At 47.1% G+C, this 23,570-nt stretch carries 23 protein-coding genes; 10 read left to right on the top strand and 13 right to left on the bottom strand.

What is annotated here, in order from left to right; genetic code table 11:
- Nucleotides 1-10 precede the first annotated feature (10 nt).
- From QF049_RS25260 to uxaC, 4 genes are all read right to left on the bottom strand, one after another.
- The gene (locus QF049_RS25260) at nucleotides 11-1,888 is read right to left on the bottom strand and encodes an ABC transporter ATP-binding protein (RefSeq protein WP_307541504.1); all 1,878 of its coding nucleotides are present in this window, start codon (nucleotides 1,886-1,888) and stop codon (nucleotides 11-13) included.
- Nucleotides 1,885-3,612, bottom strand: a complete 1,728-nt coding sequence (locus QF049_RS25255) for an ABC transporter ATP-binding protein (protein ID WP_307541502.1) — start codon at nucleotides 3,610-3,612, stop codon at nucleotides 1,885-1,887. Before QF049_RS25255 ends, QF049_RS25260 begins: the two co-directional genes overlap by 4 nt.
- A complete protein-coding gene (locus QF049_RS25250) occupies nucleotides 3,609-4,151 on the bottom strand; it encodes a MarR family winged helix-turn-helix transcriptional regulator (protein ID WP_074092645.1) in 543 nt (180 codons plus the stop codon). Before QF049_RS25250 ends, QF049_RS25255 begins: the two co-directional genes overlap by 4 nt.
- A 399-nt stretch (nucleotides 4,152-4,550) precedes the next feature.
- Entirely contained in the window at nucleotides 4,551-5,993 is a 1,443-nt protein-coding gene (uxaC, locus tag QF049_RS25245; RefSeq protein ID WP_307541500.1) for a glucuronate isomerase, read from the bottom strand.
- A 203-nt stretch (nucleotides 5,994-6,196) separates the two neighbouring features.
- Between uxaC and QF049_RS25240 the strand changes: the two genes are divergently transcribed.
- Both QF049_RS25240 and QF049_RS25235 read left to right on the top strand, forming a co-directional pair.
- Nucleotides 6,197-6,940: an MBL fold metallo-hydrolase gene (locus tag QF049_RS25240; protein ID WP_307541497.1), complete on the top strand. Its 744-nt coding sequence runs from the start codon at nucleotides 6,197-6,199 to the stop codon at nucleotides 6,938-6,940.
- A gap of 64 nt (nucleotides 6,941-7,004) precedes the next feature.
- Nucleotides 7,005-7,283, top strand: a complete 279-nt coding sequence (locus QF049_RS25235) for a hypothetical protein (RefSeq protein WP_307541495.1) — start codon at nucleotides 7,005-7,007, stop codon at nucleotides 7,281-7,283.
- 450 nt (nucleotides 7,284-7,733) lie between these two features.
- Here QF049_RS25235 and QF049_RS25230 read toward each other — a convergent pair whose 3' ends face one another.
- Both QF049_RS25230 and QF049_RS25225 read right to left on the bottom strand, forming a co-directional pair.
- Nucleotides 7,734-9,215: an alpha-amylase gene (locus tag QF049_RS25230; RefSeq protein WP_307541493.1), complete on the bottom strand. Its 1,482-nt coding sequence runs from the start codon at nucleotides 9,213-9,215 to the stop codon at nucleotides 7,734-7,736.
- Nucleotides 9,216-9,418: 203 nt separating this feature from the next.
- The gene (locus tag QF049_RS25225) at nucleotides 9,419-11,731 is read right to left on the bottom strand and encodes an ATP-dependent DNA helicase (protein ID WP_307541491.1); all 2,313 of its coding nucleotides are present in this window, start codon (nucleotides 11,729-11,731) and stop codon (nucleotides 9,419-9,421) included.
- 169 nt (nucleotides 11,732-11,900) lie between these two features.
- Between QF049_RS25225 and QF049_RS25220 the strand changes: the two genes are divergently transcribed.
- The 4 genes from QF049_RS25220 (at nucleotide 11,901) to QF049_RS25205 (ending at nucleotide 15,160) form a co-directional block, all read left to right on the top strand.
- Nucleotides 11,901-12,113 carry a helix-turn-helix transcriptional regulator gene (locus QF049_RS25220; protein ID WP_036612923.1) on the top strand — a complete coding sequence of 71 codons (213 nt, stop codon included), beginning with the start codon at nucleotides 11,901-11,903 and terminating at the stop codon, nucleotides 12,111-12,113.
- Complete coding sequence (locus tag QF049_RS25215; RefSeq protein ID WP_150364075.1) at nucleotides 12,103-12,417, top strand: hypothetical protein; 315 nt, start codon at nucleotides 12,103-12,105, stop codon at nucleotides 12,415-12,417. The genes QF049_RS25220 and QF049_RS25215 overlap by 11 nt, the downstream gene beginning before the upstream one ends.
- Before the next feature lie 91 nt (nucleotides 12,418-12,508).
- Entirely contained in the window at nucleotides 12,509-13,006 is a 498-nt protein-coding gene (locus QF049_RS25210; protein ID WP_150364074.1) for an antibiotic biosynthesis monooxygenase family protein, read from the top strand.
- Nucleotides 13,007-13,237: 231 nt separating this feature from the next.
- Complete coding sequence (locus tag QF049_RS25205) at nucleotides 13,238-15,160, top strand: LTA synthase family protein (RefSeq protein ID WP_307541488.1); 1,923 nt, start codon at nucleotides 13,238-13,240, stop codon at nucleotides 15,158-15,160.
- A 253-nt stretch (nucleotides 15,161-15,413) separates the two neighbouring features.
- On the opposite strand, the gene QF049_RS25200 is transcribed toward QF049_RS25205, so the two are convergent.
- The 5 genes from QF049_RS25200 to cidR all read right to left on the bottom strand — a co-directional run bounded on the left by QF049_RS25200 (nucleotide 15,414) and on the right by cidR (nucleotide 19,293).
- Nucleotides 15,414-15,815 carry a hypothetical protein gene (locus QF049_RS25200; protein WP_307541486.1) on the bottom strand — a complete coding sequence of 134 codons (402 nt, stop codon included), beginning with the start codon at nucleotides 15,813-15,815 and terminating at the stop codon, nucleotides 15,414-15,416.
- A gap of 158 nt (nucleotides 15,816-15,973) precedes the next feature.
- A complete protein-coding gene (locus QF049_RS25195) occupies nucleotides 15,974-16,645 on the bottom strand; it encodes a hypothetical protein (RefSeq protein ID WP_047840815.1) in 672 nt (223 codons plus the stop codon).
- Between the two features lie 45 nt (nucleotides 16,646-16,690).
- Nucleotides 16,691-17,365 (bottom strand): GNAT family N-acetyltransferase, encoded by a 675-nt coding sequence (locus QF049_RS25190; RefSeq protein ID WP_307541484.1) that lies wholly within the window; start codon nucleotides 17,363-17,365, stop codon nucleotides 16,691-16,693.
- A 74-nt stretch (nucleotides 17,366-17,439) separates the two neighbouring features.
- Nucleotides 17,440-18,297, bottom strand: coding sequence for a carbon-nitrogen hydrolase family protein (locus QF049_RS25185; RefSeq protein WP_307541482.1), 858 nt, complete (start codon nucleotides 18,295-18,297; stop codon nucleotides 17,440-17,442).
- A gap of 111 nt (nucleotides 18,298-18,408) precedes the next feature.
- Complete coding sequence (cidR, locus tag QF049_RS25180) at nucleotides 18,409-19,293, bottom strand: cidABC operon transcriptional activator CidR (RefSeq protein ID WP_124116663.1); 885 nt, start codon at nucleotides 19,291-19,293, stop codon at nucleotides 18,409-18,411.
- 155 nt (nucleotides 19,294-19,448) lie between these two features.
- Between cidR and QF049_RS25175 the strand changes: the two genes are divergently transcribed.
- From QF049_RS25175 to QF049_RS25165, 3 genes are all read left to right on the top strand, one after another.
- Nucleotides 19,449-19,820, top strand: a complete 372-nt coding sequence (locus QF049_RS25175) for a CidA/LrgA family protein (RefSeq protein ID WP_307541481.1) — start codon at nucleotides 19,449-19,451, stop codon at nucleotides 19,818-19,820.
- Nucleotides 19,817-20,497 (top strand): LrgB family protein, encoded by a 681-nt coding sequence (locus QF049_RS25170; RefSeq protein ID WP_124116664.1) that lies wholly within the window; start codon nucleotides 19,817-19,819, stop codon nucleotides 20,495-20,497. Before QF049_RS25175 ends, QF049_RS25170 begins: the two co-directional genes overlap by 4 nt.
- Nucleotides 20,498-20,603: 106 nt before the next feature.
- Nucleotides 20,604-21,122, top strand: coding sequence for an AbrB/MazE/SpoVT family DNA-binding domain-containing protein (locus QF049_RS25165; RefSeq protein ID WP_076209663.1), 519 nt, complete (start codon nucleotides 20,604-20,606; stop codon nucleotides 21,120-21,122).
- 192 nt (nucleotides 21,123-21,314) lie between these two features.
- Here QF049_RS25165 and QF049_RS25160 read toward each other — a convergent pair whose 3' ends face one another.
- Nucleotides 21,315-21,695, bottom strand: a complete 381-nt coding sequence (locus QF049_RS25160; RefSeq protein ID WP_211084645.1) for a DoxX family protein — start codon at nucleotides 21,693-21,695, stop codon at nucleotides 21,315-21,317.
- Between the two features lie 424 nt (nucleotides 21,696-22,119).
- Here QF049_RS25160 and QF049_RS25155 point away from each other — a divergent pair, with 424 nt between their 5' ends.
- Entirely contained in the window at nucleotides 22,120-22,419 is a 300-nt protein-coding gene (locus QF049_RS25155) for a winged helix-turn-helix transcriptional regulator (protein WP_026081419.1), read from the top strand.
- Nucleotides 22,420-22,523: 104 nt separating this feature from the next.
- Here QF049_RS25155 and QF049_RS25150 read toward each other — a convergent pair whose 3' ends face one another.
- Nucleotides 22,524-23,528 (bottom strand): Gfo/Idh/MocA family protein, encoded by a 1,005-nt coding sequence (locus QF049_RS25150; RefSeq protein WP_307541474.1) that lies wholly within the window; start codon nucleotides 23,526-23,528, stop codon nucleotides 22,524-22,526.
- Nucleotides 23,529-23,570 lie beyond the last annotated feature (42 nt).

Below are 23,570 nucleotides of genomic sequence, written 5' to 3'. Positions count from 1 at the left end.
ACATCTGTAATCAGATCGCCTGCGGTTGTTGCTCCGCAAACTGACTATTGTACAGATCCGCGTAGAAACCTTGACTCGCCATCAATTCATCATGATTGCCCTGTTCAATCACGTTACCATGATCCATAACCAGGATCAGATCAGCGCCGCGAATGGTAGACAAACGGTGTGCAATGACAAAGCTTGTGCGATCCTTCATCAGATCATTCATTGCTTTCTGGATAAATACTTCAGTCCGTGTATCCACGCTACTCGTCGCTTCATCCAGAATGAGGATGGCCGGGTTCGCCAGAATCGCTCTTGCAATGGTCAGCAACTGTTTCTGCCCTTGAGAGATGTTCGACGCCTCTTCATTCAGCACCGTATCATAACCATCAGGCAGTGTACGGATAAAGTGATCCGCATGTGCCGCAACGGCTGCCTTGATTACATCCTCTTCCGTAGAACCTTCTCGACCATAGGCGATGTTGTCCCGAATCGTTCCGTTGAACAACCAGGTATCCTGAAGCACCATGCCGAACAGACTGCGCAGCTTGCCACGCTCCATGTCCTTAATGTCGGCACCGTCAATCGTAATCTGACCATCCTGAATTTCGTAGAAACGCATTAACAGGTTGATCAGGGTTGTTTTACCGGCTCCCGTTGGTCCAACAATGGCTACCGTCTGTCCCGGTTTTACATCAATATTCATGTTATGAATGAGCAGTTCATTTTCTTTATATCCAAAATTAACACCTTGGAATGTAACCGCACCTTTAGGCTGCTGTAGTTGCACGGGTTGTTTGGACTCCGGAACTTCTTCCTCTTCATCCAGCAACTCGAATACCCGTTCTGCTGAAGCAATCGTTGATTGAATGATATTGGAGATATTTGCAATCTGGTTAATCGGTTGTGTGAATTGACGGGAGTACTGTGTGAAGGCCAGAATATCCCCGATAGAGATCGATCCGCGTGTAACGAAAATCCCACCAACCACACAGATCAGCACATAACCCAGGTTACCAACAAAACTCATGAGCGGCATAATAATACCGGAGATAAACTGGGCTTTCCAGCCGGATTCATACAGTTCTTCATTGACCTTCTCAAATTGCTGTACGGATTGTTCTTCACGTCCAAATGCTTTGACGACCTTGTGGCCCGTATACATCTCTTCGACATGACCATTCAGTTCCCCAAGGGATTTCTGTTGACCCGCAAAGTGTTTTTGCGAACGGGAAGCGACCAGCATGACAACAACCACACTAAGTGGCAGCGTCAAAATTGTGATCAGCGTCATCCATGGACTAATCGTCAGCATCATGATAATTACGCCGACAATCGTTACGATGGACGTAATGAACTGTGCCAAACTTTGCTGAAGTGTATTACTGATATTGTCCACGTCATTCGTGGCACGGCTGAGTGTCTCCCCAGTTGTGCGGGAGTCAAAATATTTCAAAGGAAGGCGTCCAACCTTCGCACTGATCTGCTCACGCATGTCATAGACAACACGCTGGGCTACACCAGCCATCAGGTATTGCTGAACATACATAAATGCAGCACTGAACAGATAGAGCCCGCCAAGCAGGTATAGTACTTTCATCAATGCAGGAAAATCAATCCCGGCTCCCTGCACACCCTGAAGGATAGCAATGGCGCCTTTACTGAGAATATCCGTTCCTTCGGCCATAATTTTTGGACTGATGATGCTGAATACGGTACTCAAAATGGCTGCAACCAGCACACCTAACAGACGAGAACTATGGGGCTGGAGATAACGAATCAAGCGACGCAGTGTGCCTTTGAAATCTTTTGCTTTCTCAGCGGGAGGTCGCATGCCCATTCCGGGACCTGGACCCGGCCCACCATGGGGACGAGGCGACTTGCGTTCTGTACGTTCACTCATGCGATCTCCTCCTCTGTCAGCTGGGAGGATACAATCTCGCGATACACTTCATTGTGCTCCAGCAGCTCTTTATGTGTTCCTGAACCGACAATTCGGCCCTCATCCATAACCAAAATGCGATCGGCATCCATTACTGTGCTTACGCGTTGCGCAACAATTAGCACAGCCGCTTCTGTCGTTTCGGACTTCAGCGCGGCACGAAGTTTAGCATCCGTTTTGAAATCGAGAGCAGAGAAACTGTCATCAAAGATATAGACTTCCGGACGGCGAACAAGTGCGCGAGCGATGGACAGACGTTGCTTTTGTCCACCAGATACGTTGTTACCGCCTTGCGCGATAAGACTGTCATATCCCTCTTTCATCTCGGTAATGAAGTTCTCAGCCTGAGCCGTACGTGCCGCATGCACAACTTCATCCATTGTGGCATCGTCTTTCCCGTGACGAATATTCTCCGTAATCGTACCCGTGAAGAGAACTGCTTTTTGTGGTACAAAGCCAATTTTGGCACGTAAATCTTCCTGCCGAAGCTCACGCACATCCGTACCATTTACCCGAACACTGCCCTCGGTCACATCATAGAATCGTGGAATAAGACTGAGCAATGTCGATTTCCCAGAACCCGTACCGCCAATGATGGCTGTTGTCTCACCTGAGCGAGCTGTGAAGGAGATATCGGACAAAGCTGGATTCTCTGCACCCGGATAACGGAAAGTTACATTATCAAACTCAATCATACCCTGCATGGATTTCATACCACGAGGCTGCTCGGGATTGCTAAGATCCGGCTGCATATCAAGCACTTCGTTGATCCGTTCTGCCGATGCTGAAGCTCTTGGAATCATGACAAAGATCATCGAAACCATAATCAGTGAGAACATGATTTGCATTGCATATTGGATGAAGGCAATCAATGCACCGATATTCATATTGCCGCTGTCGATCCGCATTCCACCAAAATAAAGGATGGCAATCATCGAAAAGTTCATAACCAGCATCATCACAGGCATGATGGTCGCCATGAGCACATTAACTTTGATCGATGAATCTCTCAGTTCTGTGTTGGCCCCGTTAAAGCGCACTTTCTCATGCTCCCCACGGTTGAATGAACGAACAACCCGAATCCCTGTTAACTGCTCACGCAGCACCAGGTTGAGACGGTCCAGCTTTTTCTGAATGGTTTTGAACAAAGGTAAACCCTTGGCACCAATCAGCGCAATAGCTCCACCCAGTACCGGAAGCACGACCAGGAAAATCGTAGACAATTTGGCGTCCTGAGATACCGCCATGAAGATACCCCCGATACACATGAGCGGAGCCATAATCATCATTCGCAGCATCATTGTAAGTACATTCTGTACCTGCGTGATGTCATTCGTCGTACGCGTAATCAGTGAAGCAGTACCCATCTTATCGAACTCCTGGAGAGAGAAGTTCTCCACATGGCGAAATACTCTGCTCCGCAGTTGTTTGGCAAATCCACCCGCTGTTCGAGATGAGAGATAACTGGCAATCACCGAACACGCTGTTCCGCCAATCGCAATGACCAACATCCATCCACCAATCTGCCAGATATACGGGATATCCCCTTTAATGATGCCGTCATTCACAATATCTGCCATTAACGTAGGCAGGTACAATTCAGCAAGCGACTGAAACAGTACCAACACCAGAATGAAAATAATCGGAATTCGGTATGGCTTCAGCATGCTAAACAGTTTCATCATGGCGTATCATCTCCTCTTGTCGAATCATCCTTTTGCAAGGAAGTTAATGTATCAAAAAAGGTGTATACCTTTGTCAACAACTCAGCCAGCTGAGTACTGTCTTGCTCACCCAAATGCTCAACTAACTTATTGAATATTTCCATACGCTCTTGGTGAGCAGCCCGAATAATTTCACGACCTGCTTCAGTAATCGTGATGCGGACAGCACGGCGATCCTCCGGGTCCATCGTCCGTTTGACCAGCCCCTCATCTTCAAGGCCACGAATAACAGGTGTAATGGTCGGTGACTTCACTCGTAGCAATGCGCTGATTTCCGAGACTTTCATCCCGGGATGATTGGATTCGATCGTGTCATTGAAATCAGGCGGGTTGTCCTGCCAGTTCAATTGTTCTCCCGGATGCATCCCGTGGAGCAAACAACCCAGCACCATAATTTCATTGTGATTGCGCCCATGAGGTTTATGTTGCCTCCATTTGCCTTTATTAAACTGCATAATGGAGTACAAAAGCTTCTGAGCGACCGGATCTATACCAGTCATAATGGGTCCCTCCTTCTTTCTTTATCAATCCATAGACATCCAACATCATAGGACATCTATTAAATAGTAGTACAATTAAATAGATGCACAATTAATTAGGTGTACTAAGTATATTATCACAAGAAGCCATTGTCAAACATCTATAAATAACCAATATAAACCCATAATCAAGAGCATACACGCGCTTGATTATGGGTTTTGTCATTTGGCATTCATTGGAGCCCGCTATACTTATTATGTGCAATTCCATGAATTCAACTTACAAAGAAGCTCCCATTCCTTACTCCGGTGGAAGATGACCCGGGAGTAAGAAATGGGAGCACTTTTATTACGATTGAAAATTAGAAACTAGAGAATCTCCTATTGCATAACGTGCAGGTTAGATACGCTTGTTATTCATCAGGACTGTGAAGCAGATACTGTTTTAAGCACTGAGGCAAACGGGAAATATTCTTTTGCATTGTTGTAGGCGATGCCCTGTACGATCTGACCAAGCAGCTCCAGATCCTGCGGTGCCTCCCCTTGTTCGGCCCATTCACCGATGAGGTTGCAGACCAGACGACGGAAATACTCATGCCGGGTGTAGGACAGGAAGCTGCGTGAATCGGTCAGCATGCCAACAAAACGGCTGAGCAGACCAACATTCGCCAGGGCTTTCATCTGAGCAAGCATGCCGTCCTTCGTATCATTGAACCACCAGGCTGCACCAAGCTGGATTTTGCCCGGAATGCCCCCGCCCTGGAAGCTGCCGATGATCGCCGCTAGCACTTCGTTGTCCCTTGGATTCAGAGAATACAGAATCGTTTTGGGCAGTGCTTGCTGCTGTTCCAACGCGTCGAGCAATCCAATCATCGCTGCGGAAAGCGGCGTATCATTCACGGCATCGTAACCAGTATCCGGCCCCAGTTTGGCAAACATCCGCGTGTTATTATTACGGGCTGCATTAATATGGAACTGCATCACCCAGCCCCGCTCTGCATACAGTTTGCCGAGGAACGTCAGTGTTACCGTCTTGTACTTGTCCTCTTCCTCACGAGTTACCTTCTGACCCGCAAGTGCCTTGGCAAAGATGGCACCCGCCTCTTCGCGTGTAGCCACGCCGTAAGGAACATAATCGAGCGCATGGTCAGAGACTCTGCCACCGACGGAATGGAAAAATTCCACCCGGGACTCAAGCGCAGTAAGGAAGGATTCATAATCTGAAATGGCAGTGCCAGATGCCTGCGACAGCTTGCCCACCCATTCCATGAAGGTATCCCGGTTCAATTCCAAGCCTTTATCCGGGCGGAAAGAAGGTAATACCGCCGTGTCAAAGCCTTCGATTTCCTGAATCTTCAGATGATACTCCAGAGAATCCGTTGGATCATCGGTTGTGCACACAACAGTGACATTAGATTTGGTAATCAGATCACGTGCACCGAATCCGTCACTGTTCAGTTTGGCATTTACTTTTTCCCAGATGGCCGGTGCACTTGTCTCATTCAATACTTCGTAAACGCCGAAATATCGCTGTAACTCTAGATGAGACCAGGCGTACAGCGGATTACCAATCATCATAGGGACCGTTTTGGCATAAGCCAGGAAACGATCGTAATCGGTCACTCCCTCGCCGCCGGTCACATATTTCTCTTCAATTCCGTTTGCGCGCATGAGCCGCCACTTATAGTGATCACCGTATAACCAAGCCTCTGTAAGATTGCCAAAGGTTTTGTTGTCGTAGATCTCCTGAGGACTGAGGTGGCAATGATAATCAATAATCGGCATGTCTTTGGCATAATCCTCATATAACTTGATCGCCGTTTCATTGTGCAGCAAAAATTGTTCATCCAGAAAAGATTTCATTCGCCTCGCACGCTCCCTTTAGGTGAGTTTACGTTCATATGGGTTCACTTCCCATCTTTACGCTACACTGTTTATCATCAAAGTTCAATATAAAATGATAGCGTTATCAAAAAAGGTTGATTTAGGCATATATTCGGGAACAAGGTATACTGGATTTAACGCAAGGATGCTGATCTGAAGATTACACAAGGAGATGAAATGAATTGAAAATTACTTTTCTGGGCACAGGAGATATGTTCAGCGTGGAGCAGCACCACAATAGTATGTTGGCTGAATTCGGAGACACGCATCTGGTCATTGATTTCCCAGAATCAAATGCTAAAGCACTCAAGGAATATGGATTCGCCATGACCGATATCCACAATGTGTTCATTACCCATTTGCATGAAGATCATATTAATGGTGTACAGATGCTGGGTTATTACGCACAGATCGTAGGCGACCGCAAACCCCGTCTGTTCATCCACGAACAATTGGTAGATCCGCTCTGGAACATTCTATCCCCCGGCATGCGCTACACAACGGATGGTGAACGTACCATGAGCGATTACTACGATGTCGTTCCTCTGCCAGATGGAGGCACATTCGAACTGGGCGGCGTGACGTTTGAGACGTTTCGGACCCAACATGTTCCCGGTATGGTCAGCAATGGGCTTCTCGCCAAGCCTTACTTCTATTACAGTGCAGACAGTACACTCGACCAGGAACGGGTGGAGCAAGTTGCCGCTGATGTGCAGCTGATTTTCCATGAATGTCATATGCATGATCTGGTGATCAAATCCCATACCTCATTGAAGGATCTGGAGCAGTTACCCGCGGAAGTGAGACAGAAAACCGTACTGATGCATTATCATGACGAGTTCGCTGATGCGGACAAACGGGAACAGTTCAACCGCGCGCATGATCTACGAATGGTTGGCACGTTGGAATCATTTGAGTTGGAGTAGGTAAACGGAAAGAGGACATCAGATATTATCGTATTCGATCTATATTCTAATGGAGGTCATTGCTATGGAATATCGAATTGAACAAGGTTACTTTCTGATATATTCTCCTGCAAGAAGCACCAGTAGTGGAGACATCATGGTGGTTAAATTACTGGAAAGACCCTTTAAGAATAGAGTTGAATTCCTTATTAACAGCAAGAACTATGAGTGTACCACACACCATGAATACTTAAACTTTGAGCCAACTTCTCATCATAAACCTGAGAAGCCTGGAGCATTTTCAATGGAACGTAGTGAGTTCAATCAAATGTGGGATACGATGAATCAGTATTTTGAAGAGTAATAACCTTATCCTGCTGTTAAATCTAAGCTGATTCCTTTCTCATTTCATGTTTTTACTTGCAGCAGTGATTCGTTTGCCTATGGCGGCGAGCCTTAACTCAGTTAAGCTAACTAATCTGAGAGGCCTTATTCGGCTGAAATCCGAGTTACCAGTATTCTAACGAATCTCAGACGCGTTAATCTGGTGATGTTGCTCCAATTGGCGCTATTTCAATCGTTTTTGAGAGTAATAAGGTTACTGAGATTCGTTAGAATTCCAATAACGCTAATTCAGTGCAAATAAGGTGCCCTCTGTTCGTTAGGATGGAGTTTTAGTTGTACCTAGAAAAATGCAAAAAACCACCTGGACACAGGTATACTCGCTCTCCTGTTCAGATGGTTTAACGATCAATCTATATACTGTTTTCATATCAATCGGTGTACCTTTTCTTATCCTGTCTGGCACATGCCGTTACTCAGCGTCAGTGCAGTCCTCATTCTGTTCAGGAAGGGCCCATACCGACACGCCCCCACCGCACACATGGAAGGTGGCCCAGCCGTCTTTCTCAATGGTAATCTGATCCTCACAGCTCTTCGTCAGATCCACCCAGACTTCACCAGCACGATGCTCGCCGATGAACATTCTCTTCTCACCGTCATCCCCGTTGGAGATGACCACTGCACAACCGGAACCTTCGATTTCCTCTACGCCACGACGTACCCAGCCAATCGTATTTGCGTGATCGAAGTAATCTTCCTGCTCTCCATATGCCTTGTTGCAACGGGCAGACAGCAGAATGTCCAGAATTTCTTTTTTGCCATCCACAGGTTCAGGTCCACCAATGCCATAATAATCCCCGTAAAATACAACCGGATAACCATCGCGACGTAATAACGTCAACGCATAAGCGCTCGGCTTAAACCAATCACCAATCCATGATTCCAACGCTTCATGAGGTTGGGAGTCATGGTTATCTACAAAAGTTACCGCATGGGTAGGATGTGTCTGCACCAAGGTATCATCAAAAATTTTGGAGAGATCAAAGTCTCTACCTGCAAGCGAAGCCTCATGCAACTTGTAGTGAAGAGACACGTCAAACAGGTCGATCTGATAGTCTACCGTATCAAGGAATTCACGACATGCATCCAGGTTCGAATTCCAGAACTCACCTACGATGTAGAAATCCTGACCGCGTTTGCGGATCATCTCTGCTGCGAACTCCTTGATGAATTCGTGGTTGATATGCTTAATCGCATCCAGCCGGAACCCACCACACTGGAGGGTATCGATCAGCCATTTTCCCCAATCAATCATCTCGCGCCGAACATCCGGGTGGTTATAATCTATATTGGCGAACATCAGATAGTCATAGTTGCCAAACTCATCATCGACATTCTCATTCCATTTTTTATTCTCTCCTGCGATGCGGAAAACACCTGTTCGTTCTCCCTTGGCGTCAAAGTCTGTACCGTTGAAATGTTCAGAGCTCCACTTAAAGGAGGAGTATTGATCTCCGCGACCCGGAAATGTGAATTTGGTCCATCCCTCAATTTCGAACGGCTCGGAAATTTCCTTCGTTCGATCATTGGGATCAACCTCGATCACTTTGAACACTTCCGTCTCATCTGCTCCGGCCTTGTGATTCATAACCAGATCCACATAGACGGCAATGCCGTTCTTCTGACACTCAGCAATGGCCTCCACCAGTTCCTGCTTGGTGCCATATTTGGTCCGTACGGTACCCTTTTGATCAAATTCGCCCAGATCGTACAGATCATATACCCCATAACCTGTATCTTCTGCTGACACTGCCTTGGTTACGGGTGGTACCCATACCGAGTCAATGCCTTTGGCTTTCAGTTCCGGGGCCATTTCAGCCAGTCGCTTCCAATGATCTCCGTCTGCAGCCAGGTGCCATTCAAAAAACTGCATCATGGTATGATTTCTCTTCATTATAACCGACCTCCTTGATTGCTTTCGAAGCGGACCGCGGAACGGATAGGGTAATCGCCGTTGTTCGTTCGTTGCTAACCAAGTTATAACCCTTTCACCCTACCCTTCAATCATATAAAGGAAAGAAATCTGAGAAAAATGTTAAACTTCTTGGTTCAGCATTTGCCTGATTCCATTGAAATTGCTGTGGAGATGCATCATATTCAAATTCGTTTATAGTCCCGCCACTCCTCGGGCAACAGGGAACGATACGGTTCTTGGATAAAACGATCATCGACCAGCACCAGCACACCCCTGTCTTCCTCCGTCCGAATCAGCCGTCCACCCGCCTGCAGCACCTTGTTCATACCCGGGAAAATATAGGCGTAATTGAATCCGTTGCGTCCTGTCCGATCATAGTAATCACGTAATACGTTGTTCTCCAGACCAATCTGCGGCAGCCCCGCACCTACCACAACGACGCCATTCAAACGGTCTCCCGGCAGATCGACCCCCTCCGAGAATACGCCACCCATGACGGCAAAAACCAAGCGTGTTCGTTCAGGATTCGGCTGAAATCCATCCAAAAACTGCTCCCGTTCCAGTTCGTTCATGCCTTGCTTTTGTATGACCGTATCCGCTTCACTTGGAAGCTGTGCATAGGTCTCATATATCTCGCGCATATAAGGGTAGGAAGGGAAGAAGACCATTAAATTACTGCGCGGCCACTCACTTACCAGCTGTTGCAGCATCTCCGCAATGGGTCGCCGGGATTGCTCCCGATCCTTATAACGCACGGATAAGGGCAGGAGTCTCACATCCAATTGTTCGCGCTGAAATGGAGATGGAATCTGCAATGTATAATCCTCTTCCTCTGCACCCAGCATATCCCGATAATAGCGAAGAGGTGACAAGGTAGCCGAAAAATGAATGAGGGAGCGGAATCCTTTGGCCGTCTGACGAAGCAGTACCGAAGGATCGAGACAAAATAACTTCACTCTCACTTCACTTCGAACACACTCTGCATACGTAATAAAACGTTCATCATACAGTTTGGCAATGCGCAGGAAATTCTGTGCCGTGAAGTAGGCATCCAACAGCAGTTGATCCGTCTCGGCATTCCCCGAACCACCTTCAACAAGGCATTGCTCCGCAACCATGACAAAAGGTTCCAGTCGTTCAATCAGTTCCTCCGGTGCTTCCTGCTGGATGATCTTTCCTTCTTCTCCACCGTTTTTCCGAAGGGTAATCAGATACTTATCAATGGCCCCGGTGTAGTCAACAATGGCTTTGGCAGCAGGCACACTGCTGTCCAGCGACTGGAACTCTCTTTTCACATCCAGAAATACTGCCTTCTCCAGCTCAGCGGAAAACATCATTCGGCCACGATCGACCAGATTATGTGCCTCGTCCACCAGTAACACCGTCTTGCGTTTCTGCTCCTCCAACATTCTTTTCAGAGAGATCCTCGGATCGAAAATATAGTTATAATCGCAGATCACCGCATCGGCTGCATACGCCGCATCCAGTGAAAACTCAAACGGACACACCCGATGTTTGCGCGCATACTGCTCGATGACCGGACGTGTCATCAACGTCTCATGTTCCAGCATGTCCAGCACGGCCCCGTTAATACGGTCATAATATCCTTCACACATGCCGCACTGCCCCGTATCACAAGCTTCCTCTTCCTTAAAACAAATCTTGTCCTTCGCGGTCAGACTGATCACATGCATCTTCAATCCTTCCGATTGCATCCGGGCAAAAGCTTCTTCTGCCGCCACCCGTGTCGTCGTCCTCGCGGTCAGATAGAACAATCGGCTCGCTTCGCCTTCGCCAATCGCTTTGACCGTGGGGAATAGCACGGACATCGTTTTACCAATGCCTGTTGGTGCTTTGGCCATCAATCCCTGACCCTCGCGGATCGTTTTGTATACGGCACCTGCCAGCTTCCGCTGTCCCTCCCGGTATTTGCGAAAAGGAAACGGCAGCTCTTTCACACTGATATCTCGCTCTTCTTCATATGCAGCGATCATCTCTGCATATGGCGCATAACCGGCAATCACTTCTGCCGCAAACTGCTCCAGTTCCTGCCGTTCTGCCATTCGGCGAAACCGTCTTTCTTCATGGGTTACCGAATGCACATACGTCAACTGCACTTGCATACGTGGTTCATCTTGCTGAACGGCGTACATATAGGCATACATCATGGCCTGCGCCCAGTGCACGGGAAGTCCTTCTCCCAGATCATCCAGATTGCCCGCAGTTGATTTGATCTCATCCACTGTCAACTGACCGTCCAGACGAATTAGCCCGTCACATCGCCCCTCCACCACATAGGTCAGATCCCCATGTTGAATCTCAGCTTCGAGCACAATCTCTTTTAAATCCTCTTCCGTGTACTCCTTCTGTACCCGCTGGTGAATTCGAGTCCCCTCTTGCATCGAGGCATTGGTCCGGAACCCTGGACGTATGCTGCCACTCCGGTACACATACTCCACCAAAGGTCTAACCGATATCCGAATTGTTGTTGTCATACGATCACCCGTTCTGTTTGTAGTGATTATACTTTATCATGAAATATGCTTTTGGACACAGCACCACCTCGAAGAAGTGGAAAATATTATAAAGAGAGATTGACATCACATCGTCGCATAAGTAAAGTTAACTTTACGTAAAGCGAACTTTACTTATGGGAGGATATACTTGCAAAATCTAATCAGAGACAAACGAATACATATGCACATCACACAGGAAGAACTGTCTCAACGACTTAAGGTCTCCAGGCAGACCATCATATCGTTGGAATCCGGAAAGTACAAACCTTCTCTTGTGCTTGCTCACAAGCTTGCCCAATTATTTGGCTGTCAGATCGAGGAATTATTTATTTTTGAAGGAGATGAGAATATTGAGTTCTGAATTACTGAATCGGATGATCGGGATCGGTGGAATTGTAGCTGGTTTGTTATTTGCAATACTCATTATTTTTTTCACAAGGTTGATTGCAAAAAAGCACAACGGACTGGATGAGCGGTACCTTTATTGTATCACGAGAGCAAAAGCCTTCTCCTGGAATGCGACAACCATCAGTCTTGTTCTGGCTTGGATCCTCGTAGTTATGCTAGACGGGATATCGCTTTCCTTTTTCATTATTACTGCAGTGTTTGTCATTCATTGTTTATCTTCTATTGCGGCAAACCTATACTACTCAGCTCGGAATTAGCCCACCTGTCCGATACATGTGAACCGATTGGACTCGCACAATCCCATATGCTATCTTGAAATAGAATGTACTTAATGAGGAGGCAGCTTCTATGTATATCTATTTGGTTCCTTCACCGATTCCGGATGCACTTGCTGCGTACCCGCATCTAACTTTGCGAAGCGAAGAGCATGTGCGTCTGGCTATTGAATCCGCAGAACGCCTGATGAATATCGAGTCTGATGATAAAATAGCCGCATATGAAGCTTTTGATGCCGCAGGCTCCTGGACTGGCGGAGGTTTTGCTGTTTTGAATAATATCCCTGTCACAGAGGATGGTCGTAACGATTTCGAAGAACGGTTTAAGAACCGTGCCCGCAAGGTAGAAGACGAGCCTGGCTTTGTCGGTATTCGTGTGCTTCGTCCTCTAAAGGATGACACATATGTGGTACTTACACTCTGGCAGTCGGAGGAATATTTCAAAGGCTGGCAGGAATCCCAAGCTTATAGTCACGCTCACCGTAACCGCAGTACAAGCGAAGGGCTGACTGCACAGAAACCCACCATGTTCCCCAGACCTTCTTACGTCACAACGTACACTATAGAATAACGGATTGGGTCACGCCTGGCTTTTATCGCAGTAGCCCATGTTTTTTCAAACCTCTTCCTGCATGGAAGAGGTTTTTTGCCGTCAATTATAGAAGGCTCTCATTTTTTGACACAGCCATGCTGAGATAGGATAATACTTGTTAAATGAAACTTCGGAAGGGAAGGCGGTACCTTGTCACGCAGTTCACTCACCCGATTTCTAAGCGGACCTTTTATATTCTTTACCATTATTATGATGATCAAAAGCTTACTTGCCTGGATTGTTATCTTCGATGACATCCCTGTCTGGAAACCACTGCTGACCGAATTGCCGCTCATCTGGATCGGCTTCTGTCTAATTGAGTGGTTTGCTGCCAAGCGACGGATGTGGATGTACCTTGCCGTGGATCTGCTGCTTTCAGGGATTTTCTTTGCAGCCATCATGTACTACAAATACTATGGCGTAATCGTTAACTATCACGCGCTGGCACAGGTGAATCAGGTGACCTCGGTCAAGAGCAGTATGTTCTCTTTACTTGACCCCTATTATTTGTTTATTTTTGCAGACGTTCTGATCATTGGGGGGATACTCACTCGTCGTCGGATCAAGCTCGGGAGTACAGAACGCCCAAACCGTATTCCACTTGAACGACGTGCCAGAAGACGGGTTGCTTCGGTCATTCTTACCCTGTCCCTGATCCTGTGCATGCTTAACATCTATCCCAATCGGGCCAGCATGAGTGAGCTTACACAAGCAGAACAGATGGGCATCCTCGGTTACGAGGCGTATACCATCCTGGATCGACCTGATAAACCTGTGCCCATTGCTCAGATTGATCAGACTGACATCGACCAACTGAAGCAAACGACCGAACTTCCTGCAATTTTGGAGAAGGGTGCCGCGAGCGGACGCAATGTGATTATGCTCCAGTTGGAATCGTTTCAGAACTTTCTGATTGGATTAGAGGTAGATGGACAGGAGATCACGCCCAACCTGAATCAATTGGCTAGAAAGAGCCTGTATTTTCCGAACTTCTATCAGCAAGTGGGACAGGGAAATACATCGGATGCAGAATTTGTTGTGAACACATCGTTCTACACCCCACCGAACGGGGCAGCAACAACTGTATATGCGGATAAAGCTCTGCCGAGTCTACCCAAGTTGATGTCAGCAAACGGATATCAGACAGCCACATTCCATACAAATGATGTTCGTTTCTGGAATCGGGATCAGTTATACAAGGCACTAGGATTCGACCAGTATTATGATATTGATTATTTCGGCACACAGGACTCTATCGCCTTTTCGGCCTCGGATGAAGTACTGTATTCCAAGACACTGGATAAGCTGGAATCCATGCAGTCTTCGGGCAATCCCTTCTATGCCCATATCATTTCCATGTCAGCCCACCACCCGTACACTTTGCCTAAAAACAAGGTAAAGCTGACGCTGCCAGAACGTTACAAGGATACGTTGCCCGGTGATTATTTGATATCACAGCATTATGCGGATGAGGCAGTTGGACAGTTGATTGCTGGATTGAAAGAACGGGGATTATGGGAAAATAGCTTGTTCGTCTTGTACGGGGATCACCTGGGGCTTCCCATCTACTCACTGGATCGGGATGACAAAGTCCTTATGAAAGAGTTGTATGGTCGGGAATACACATCAGCAGATATGATTAATATCCCACTCATTATCTCTGCCCCGGGCGTTACCCCGGGTGTACAACTGGAACAGATCGGAGGCCAGGTGGACATTCTGCCAACGATTGCGGGACTCACCGGAGTATCGCTGAAGGACCAATTACACTTCGGACAGGATTTGTTACACGAAGGTGGAAATCTCTTACCCGAACGCTATTACCTTCCTTCCGGTTCGGTGCTAAACGATGCTTCTCTCTTCATTCCGGCGAAAGGATACGGGGATGGGACGCATTATTCCCTAGCTGATGCGGGAAGACAGGATGCTGGGCAACAACGGACAGGTGTTCCGTCAGACGAGACACCGCAGATTTCGGGAGAAGAGGAATCTCCAACTATAGCCACACCCAATAACAGTGGGCTGTCTTCTTCACGGTTTATAACGAAGGATCAATATGATCGAGCATTGGATCTTGCACACTTGTCCAACAGTTATTTGAGCCAGCTACCGGACCGAAAGACTACACAATAATTAAATCTTTCCACTAGAACTCATCCATGCGGCGACCTTCCTCTTTATCATAGAGAGAACGGTCGCTATTTATATTACGGAACCAGACTAGTGGCCTATCCATTCGTGAGCAGACCATCAAAGAGCCAATCTCCTTTCTCGGAACGAATAAAATAGAAATCCAATGCACTGTTTCCATCAGACCATACTGTAGCCATATGTAAAATGACACGATCTGAATCCAGAGGATTAAATCCACGGTACTCCAAATTATTCAGGCTAACGTTTTGCAGAAAAGGTACTTCGTAATCCCCTGTTCCAGTTTCGAAATAATGATATTGTTCTGCTGCGATATTTCTATGTTCGGAGAAGACACCGATTCAAGATATGTATAGTTATTGGATTGCATCGCCGCCATCAGTTTAAACGTTATGTTCAGTGTTTCTCTTAAACTTTCTACATCTTCCTGCTCTTTTGCATCTTTTTCATCTTTTCTCTTCTGGTTGTTCCCTACCCGCTCCTTCAGCAGTTCATTTTCCTTCCGCATTTGTTCGGTATTTATGGCATCCTCGCGTTCCCTCTCCTGTACATTTGGTAGTGAAGCATCGTCACTCGAACTGCAGGCTGTTAAAAATAAAGCGAGCATCCATATCAATAAGATTCTGCTTTTTCTCATCTAATCCCCTCCTTAATAAAAAGTGAATAATAGAAACACATATCTTCCATATTTATGGTAACATATACCAAATAAAAGAAAATACTATCTTGTTTATTCTGAAAAATAAACAAAAAAGACCCGAACCCTGTTAGTCCAGGCTCCGGTCTTTCATATGATTACAACGGCAGTAGCGCAACCGACTTGCGAGCAGTCAATTGTTCTACCATGGCAAGCCATTCCTGTGGTTTGTTAGGAAGCACTGCATAATATCGATTCAGGAAATCAGCCACTAGGCTTGCTGGCAGTTCACCAAGCGACTCATCACCTGGCATGAAGCACAGGTCCAATCCACCAACCGCTTCACCATCCCCTTGCCAGGATGGATGAACATACGGGAAGTCCAGACGCTGATATCCCAGATGGGACAATACTTCACGACGTACATACGGGTCCATCGGCTTGATACCGCCAAACTCGTGATCCTGACTCAGATAAGGATTATAGATTTCGGCAAACATACCGAACAATTCTTTCCCGTTTGCCGCAGCCAGCTTCTGCAGATCACGCTTGCGGTGATTCGCCAGGAAACTGCCGATTCCCAGTCCTTCGCGCCCAATAATCGTAAAGTCCGTCATGGCCACGTTCCAATCCTCGTAATAACGGTATTCTGTCGCCCCAACAACTTGTCCCTCATGTACAGCCACGAACACCCGTATACCCGGATCTTCCAGCGGTTCTTCCCACAGGGGGAAGTCCAGCACTTCTTCCCGCGGGAAAATCTCCTGCATCAACTTGTGCATTTGGGCAAACAATGGATCTTTAATGGATGTAATACGCGTAAATTCCATGGATAAATACCCCCTTGATTGATGATGTATTTCATTTAATATTTTTTATTTGAACGGGTTCCGCCACTCCATCAGGGCAGCATAATTACAGGATTCCTCATCGTCCAGATAGTCTGCGGTCACACCAACAGGCATGCGGCCACAGCGAAGCAGGAACGATATCACCGGGTCATGCCTCTCTCCCGCTGCTACCTGTTCCAGATATTCCTGCGCAGACAGTTGGTCTGCAACCAGATGATAACCGGGCATTCTACCAGCACCTAGTAACCGGTCCATACCCTGTGCAATCACCAGGTGGTACATCGCCTGCATCATAAGCTGAGCCAGTCCCCACTTGCGGTACTTCGGACGAACGCAGAGATCAACAATATACAGCGTGTTGCCATCCGACTGGTGGTTACGAATATAACCGTCATCCGTTACTTCGGCCCAGGTATGACTCGCCGGATATGCAGGGTCCCACTGCATCCGCAGCGAAGTCATCGATCCGGCCAATTCTCCATCCACTTCAATACAGATGGCACCCTCCGGGTAATGCTGCACATGACTGTTGAGCTGCTCGTGACTCCAGAGCAACTCTTCCGGATAAGGGGGAGGGAAACTCTCCGCCTGAATGCGAATGAGTTCCTCAAAGTCGGCTGCAGCATAATTGCGAACGACTGCCTTTACCCTTTTGCCACTTCGCTCAGGGTCGGTGATCAGCATTTCTTTGGTATACATGTTGCCGGGTCACCCCTTTCCACTGACAAAATGAACTCCATACTCTGTTTCGCTTCGGTTTTAAACGTAGTTGCCTACTCCCAATCGGTATACAGATCAGTACGGCGGTCACGCCAGGTCGTTACCGATCCACGTTCACGCACCTCATACAACAAGTCCAAATCCAGATCGGCGGTCACGATCATATCGTTGTTAATCTCACCCTCGGCCAGAACGCCACGTGGCGGGAATGGAATATCATTCGGCGTAATAATTGCAGCCTGTCCGTAGTTGGCCCGCATGAAATCAACGGTTGGCAAGTTACCCACTGTTCCTGTTAACACAACATACACCTGATTCTCCACCGCGCGGGCATGACTCGTATAACGCACACGGTAGAATCCATGACGATCGTCCGTACAGGAAGGACAGAAAATCACATCAGCGCCTTTGGCTTTGGCCATCCGCACAATTTCCGGGAACTCAATATCATAACAGGTCAGCATGGCAATGCGGCCTTTATCCGTGTCAAACACCTCAAGTCCATCTCCGGGAGCCATATTCCATTCCTGGACTTCGGTTGGTGTAATGTGAATCTTGTCCTGGCGAGCGATGCGACCATCTGGATAGAACATGTGGGCTGTATTATACAACTTCCCTTCACGGCGAATGACGTGGGTTCCCCCGATAACGTGCATGCCATACTTGGCAGCAAGTGACGTGAACAGTTGTTCATATTGTTCCGTAAAGTTTGGCAGATCCTCAATCGTCAGTGCATTGCCTTGTTTGTCCCCAATGGACATTAATTGCGTTGTGAAAAATTCCGGGAACAGCACAAATTCGGTTCCGTATTCACTCGCTGTCCGTATGTAATGCTCAGCATGAGCGGCGAACTGCTCAAACGAGCTGATTGTGTGCAATTGGTATTGTACAGCGGATACCCGCAGTTTCATGTTCGTACACCTCCATCATGATTATGCTTCCATTGTAACAACGATCCTGGGTCAACAAAAGAGTATTTACTCTGGGCACTACAATGACAGAACAACCTTCCCATCACTCCCTTACTCACCCAGCATCGACTGTGTGAATGCAATCCACTCTCTCGTGGCAAATGAAAGATAGCGATCCTTCCGCCAGATCATCCCGAGCTGCCATGGAATCACCGGTTCCACCACGGGTATGATGCGTACACGCATATGATCCACCTCACGACAGATCGTCTCCGGCAGTAAGGCTACACCCAGATTGGCGGCAACCATCGCGCTGAGCAGATCCCACTGAGAGCTCTCATATACCACCCGGGGTTGGAACCCGGCATGCTGACAGGCCACAATAATCCGGTCATGCAATGCAAAATCTTCCCTGAACAGCACAAAGGCGTCGTTTTCCAGTTCATGCAGCGCAACCGACTCTTTCCCCGCAAGTGGATGTGAAGGGTGCACAAGCAGGTTCAGCTTCTCTTTGACAAACACAAAATGATCCAACAGCTCATCCACAGTTGGCAGTACAGCAACGCCAATATCCAGTGCACCGCTGATCACATCGGCCTCCACTTTTTTGGCACCATCCTCAAATAGCTGAATGGTCACCTGCGGGTAGGCTTTGTGAAATTCACCAATGATCATGGGGAAAAAGCTTGATCCTACCATCGGTGGCAAGCCGATCCGCAGATGGCCTTTCTTCAAATTCATCAGGTCATCCAATTCGGACGACAGACTGCGAAACGATTTTTCAATCTCCAGTGCCTGCCGAAAAAACACATGACCTGCATCGGTTAGTTCAACTTTCTTCCCATAACGGTCTAATAACGTGATACCCAATTCCTCTTCAAGACTCTTGACCGTCTTGCTGATCGTGGGCTGGGTGATATACAGAACTTCGGCGGCTTTTGTGAAGCTCTGCTGCCGGGCAACTTCCAGAAAATATTGCAAATGGCGGATATCCATCGGTTGATCCCCACCTCTCATAGATAAATGGAATAGTAAACATTCTTAATATGCATTTTACTCATGAAAGAATGCCATGTAAAATTTGTGATATCAAGTGAAACATTTTCAAAAAAAATTAAACGATTACGTTGATTATATAAGGAGGGATTGAAGTGAAAAAATGGGGCCTTGGTATTGCACAGGTTGCGCTCTTAATGGTTTTTTCACTGCTTATGGACCTGCTGGCCCGTACTCTCCATCTTCCTGTACCCGGTTCAATACTCGGTATGGTTGTGTTATTCATTCTGCTTCAGACTCGTGTCGTGAAGCTGCGTTGGATTGAAGTTGGAGCTGCCTGGCTGCTCGGTGAACTATTGTTATTTTTTATCCCGTCAGCCGTTGGCATCATGAACTATATGCCCATGTTGGAGCATGACGGATTGCAGATTTTATTCATCGTACTGCTTAGTACATTCCTGGTCATGTCCTGCACAGGCCTAGTTGCTACACGAATCGCGAAACGAAAGGGGCGTCACACTGGATGATTGGATTTCTCTGCCTGCTATTAACCGTTGGGATCTATGGGGTCGCCAAACGAATGTATCGTAATCTGCCAAAAGTATATCTGTCTCCACTGCTCATTACGCCGCTGCTGGTTGTTGGCATATTGCTCGCAACGGGAACGGATTATACCACGTATAGCAGTGGAGGCAAATGGCTGAGTCTGCTTCTCCAACCGGCCACCGTGGCTTTTGCCGTTCCGCTTTATACCTTTTTCCATGTACTCAAAAAACATATTTCCGAGATTGTCTTCAGTGTCATGACCGGTTCGGTCGTTGCAGTACTTTCTTCTGCCCTGCTCGCCAAATGGTTGCGCCTGGATTCCGGTCTCATTCATAGTCTGATCCCAAGATCGATTACCACCCCAATTGCCATGAACGTATCCGCCACCATCGGTGGCATACCCGCAGTGACAGCTGTTTTTGTTATTATGACTGGTCTGCTCGGAGTGATTATGGGCCCTTCTATCGTCAAGATGCTGCGCATCGATGGGGAGATTGCACGAGGCACACTATTTGGAACCGGTGCCCATGGCACAGGAACATCCAAGGCGTTTGAACTGAGTTCCCTGACCGGTACCATCTCCAGCATCTCCATGGTGCTCGCTGCATTGTTCACTTTAGCGGTTGCACCCGTCCTTTCCAAACTTATTTTTCCATAATAGATGGCATTATCCCACTTTTTTGAAATATTATTGTTGTATTAAAGCCCTTTCTTCCTTACAATAAGGACAGGTTTTTAATTGTGAATATTGCGGGGGAGATGCGATGAAAAGAACCGGAATGAAGAGATCTCTGGACCGTCTTGGACGAATTGTCCTTCCCAAAGAAATGCGGGATACGATGGAAATCCATATCGGCGATCCGCTTGAGTTTTTCATTGAAGGGAAAGAGTTGATTTTAAGAAAGTACAAATCAACATTATGTATTTTTTGCGGTGATGTAGATACGGAAATGTATTTCAAAGAACAATTCATCTGCCGGACTTGTGCAATTCAATTAAAACACCCGGATGACTCTCCCGACTGGTTCGTACCTCAGAACAAACAGGCTCCTGCACCCGTGGAGCGTCCTGCTTCCAAATCCGCCTCAGTCTCATCTCCCGCTAGGGAAGAAGGGACCACAGCTGACAACCAAGAATACCCGGATCTGCGGCCGAAGACGGCACGTATGCTGCAACAGATGAAAGAAATTGTTGAACAGAATCCCGGTTTGGCTCAACAGCAAATTGCGGAAAAGCTTGGCATCAGCCAAGGACGCGTCTCTCAATTAAAAAAGTTACTATAATCAAAATGGCACTCGATCATTTATAGTCAGAAGACCTTCCGATCAGGAAGTCCCGCTGCAAGAGAACCCGTTGTTTTTCGTGGGTTCTTCTTTTTTTATATTAAATCCATTCAATCCTAAAAAAAGATGACCTATGCTCATCTGCTGCGGCCATCTCATGATATCGTTTCAGATCTTCTATTCATCTTTAACTTACGCCTGAACCGCGTCCATCTGACCTTCTTCTTCCGCTTCCAATCTGCGCATGCCCACAACCAGGACAATAATGTTAGCTACCAACAACACAGCCGGGAACGGAACAGCAGCATATTGTGCATAGATCAGATGACTTCCCACGGCCCCAATCAGAATGAATGTCAGTATGCCTGAAGCCAGGATGCGAGTACGTGGAATCAGCAATCCTACAGCACTAAGCAACTCCGCAGCGCCCAGCAGATACATCGTCCATGTCGGATAAGAGAAACTTTCGAATGTCTGAATCATCATGTCTGCTCCACTAATCTTGTTAAACCCCGTCATGACGAAAACACCTGCTAACACAACCAGAAAAACGTAACCCAAAATCTTGTTCATGTGTATATCCTCCTGTAAGAAATTATATGTTCCTACTATGTAATGATTATTTTTGCTGCACATTGTAAAAAAAGAATCTATGTAAAAGTTCCCAAAGGTCACTCTGTTTTCAACCGTTCTGCCCAGTTCAATTTTCAGAATAGTACGCGTTCATATTATACGTATTATTTATCACCAACTTACTTTTGTGAAGTTAGTATATAATAATAATATAATTTCTTCAAGTAATTTTTCGCTGTATGATGTATAATACATACAAAAGGTATGTTACAGTATATTTTGTAGTAACCCTCATTTACTTGGATGTCCTATATTCTTAAAGCGGCAGAAACCATGTCCTTTCATATACAACCTGCGAAGAAAATAATCATGAATTGAGGTGAACACGTTGAAGCTGAAAAAAGTAAAAGCACCAAGTCCCTGTATGATCACTCAAGCCATAGACATCATAGGCAAGAAGTGGGTACTGTTAATCATGTATCAACTGTTGTCCGGACCCAAGCGGTTTACGGAGCTTGAAGCAGAGATGGCGATCAGTGGACGACTTTTATCGGAGCGATTGAAGGAAATGGAGACAGAAGGTATCGTAACCCGACACATGTTTCCCGAGATACCTCCCCGTGTAGAGTATGAATTAACACCTAAAGGCAGAGCCATTGAACCTGTCATTGATCAGATCTACAGTTGGTCATCCGACTGGTTGAAACAGCAGAAATCCGAGTAGTTGAATTGCTGTTCAATAATCTCTACTCAACACAAATACGCCTGAATCGGGCTGATCTGCGGATCATTCCCTGATTCAGGCGTATTTATGTTACCTTCAACCTTTTAATGAGAGAGATGTTTTGAAGGCTGAAGCTGTACAGGCAGACCGGAATCTGCCGATGCCAGCGCCGCCGTTGTAATCTCCTGTGTACGGCAGGCATCCGCATAATCGGACAGAATTCGTGAACGGTCTCCCGTACGCAGGGCGTGAATGAACGCTTCATTCTCACGCTCGTATGGATTATGTCCTGCCGGAATCTCCAGACCTGCCATCGCATGTTTTGCCGCACTTGGCAGAAGCAAACGTTCTGGCGTCCAATCCCACACACCTGCATCCGTGTAGAACTGGAGCCCTGCGCCGCCCTCTCCGTCTGGCAACAGACATGTATTGGCGATACTGGCAATCGCTCCACTTTCCAGCTTGAGCGTCACATTCGCCACATCGGCTACGGTCACATGCTCATGCTTCTCATGCATGCTTCGCTGAGCTGCTACAGCATATACCTCCGTAACTTCTCCTGCACAATACCGAAGCAAGTCTACAATATGTGTAGTCTGCTCTACGAATTGTCCTCCTGAACCGTCCTGACGCCGCCACCAGGCGACCCCTGGCATTCCGCCCATCCAGCGGCCAAGAGCCATGCCGACCGTCTGTTCTTTCATCGATTGCTGCAGGACCTGCGCGGCCTCCTGATAACGGAAATGGTATCCTACAGAGGTTAACAATCCGCTCTTTTGCACCTGATCCAACACCTGACGCGGAACATCCATTCCGGTGCTCAAAGGTTTCTCCACCAGGAATGGAATACCGCGGCAGATTAATTCGGACTCAATCGATCCGTGAGACATCGGAGGCACACAGATATACACCGCATCCAGCTTCTCACCATCCAGCATATGTTCAAGTTCCCCGTAACCAACTGCATCATAAACGGAGGCCATAGCCTCTGCCTTTTCGAGCGATGTTCCACAGACACTCGCAACACGAACACCTTCCATCCGTGCGAGAATATCCGCGTGTACCTTACTGAACCAGCCTGTTCCAATGATTCCGATCTGTAATGTCATGGATGTAATCCCCTCTCTATGTTACACGCTTACATGTTCCAT

It is taken from the genome of Paenibacillus sp. W4I10 (assembly GCF_030816325.1).
GTDB lineage: Bacteria > Bacillota > Bacilli > Paenibacillales > Paenibacillaceae > Paenibacillus > Paenibacillus amylolyticus_B.
The sequence above is the reverse complement of the archived record's forward strand: the minus strand, read 5'-3'. Positions and strand labels throughout refer to the sequence as shown.

Coding starts and splice junctions, on each gene's coding strand:
- QF049_RS25260 (WP_307541504.1), bottom strand. CDS start 1,888: ATGAGTGAACGTACAGAACGCAAGTCGCCTCGTCCCCATGGTGGGCCG.
- QF049_RS25255 (WP_307541502.1), bottom strand. CDS start 3,612: ATGATGAAACTGTTTAGCATGCTGAAGCCATACCGAATTCCGATTATT.
- QF049_RS25250 (WP_074092645.1), bottom strand. CDS start 4,151: ATGACTGGTATAGATCCGGTCGCTCAGAAGCTTTTGTACTCCATTATG.
- uxaC (WP_307541500.1), bottom strand. CDS start 5,993: ATGAAATCTTTTCTGGATGAACAATTTTTGCTGCACAATGAAACGGCG.
- QF049_RS25235 (WP_307541495.1), top strand. CDS start 7,005: ATGGAATATCGAATTGAACAAGGTTACTTTCTGATATATTCTCCTGCA.
- QF049_RS25230 (WP_307541493.1), bottom strand. CDS start 9,215: ATGAAGAGAAATCATACCATGATGCAGTTTTTTGAATGGCACCTGGCT.
- QF049_RS25225 (WP_307541491.1), bottom strand. CDS start 11,731: ATGACAACAACAATTCGGATATCGGTTAGACCTTTGGTGGAGTATGTG.
- QF049_RS25210 (WP_150364074.1), top strand. CDS start 12,509: ATGTATATCTATTTGGTTCCTTCACCGATTCCGGATGCACTTGCTGCG.
- QF049_RS25205 (WP_307541488.1), top strand. CDS start 13,238: ATGATGATCAAAAGCTTACTTGCCTGGATTGTTATCTTCGATGACATC.
- QF049_RS25200 (WP_307541486.1), bottom strand. CDS start 15,815: ATGAGAAAAAGCAGAATCTTATTGATATGGATGCTCGCTTTATTTTTA.
- QF049_RS25195 (WP_047840815.1), bottom strand. CDS start 16,645: ATGGAATTTACGCGTATTACATCCATTAAAGATCCATTGTTTGCCCAA.
- QF049_RS25190 (WP_307541484.1), bottom strand. CDS start 17,365: ATGTATACCAAAGAAATGCTGATCACCGACCCTGAGCGAAGTGGCAAA.
- QF049_RS25185 (WP_307541482.1), bottom strand. CDS start 18,297: ATGAAACTGCGGGTATCCGCTGTACAATACCAATTGCACACAATCAGC.
- cidR (WP_124116663.1), bottom strand. CDS start 19,293: ATGGATATCCGCCATTTGCAATATTTTCTGGAAGTTGCCCGGCAGCAG.
- QF049_RS25170 (WP_124116664.1), top strand. CDS start 19,817: ATGATTGGATTTCTCTGCCTGCTATTAACCGTTGGGATCTATGGGGTC.
- QF049_RS25165 (WP_076209663.1), top strand. CDS start 20,604: ATGAAAAGAACCGGAATGAAGAGATCTCTGGACCGTCTTGGACGAATT.
- QF049_RS25160 (WP_211084645.1), bottom strand. CDS start 21,695: ATGAACAAGATTTTGGGTTACGTTTTTCTGGTTGTGTTAGCAGGTGTT.
- QF049_RS25155 (WP_026081419.1), top strand. CDS start 22,120: ATGATCACTCAAGCCATAGACATCATAGGCAAGAAGTGGGTACTGTTA.
- QF049_RS25150 (WP_307541474.1), bottom strand. CDS start 23,528: ATGACATTACAGATCGGAATCATTGGAACAGGCTGGTTCAGTAAGGTA.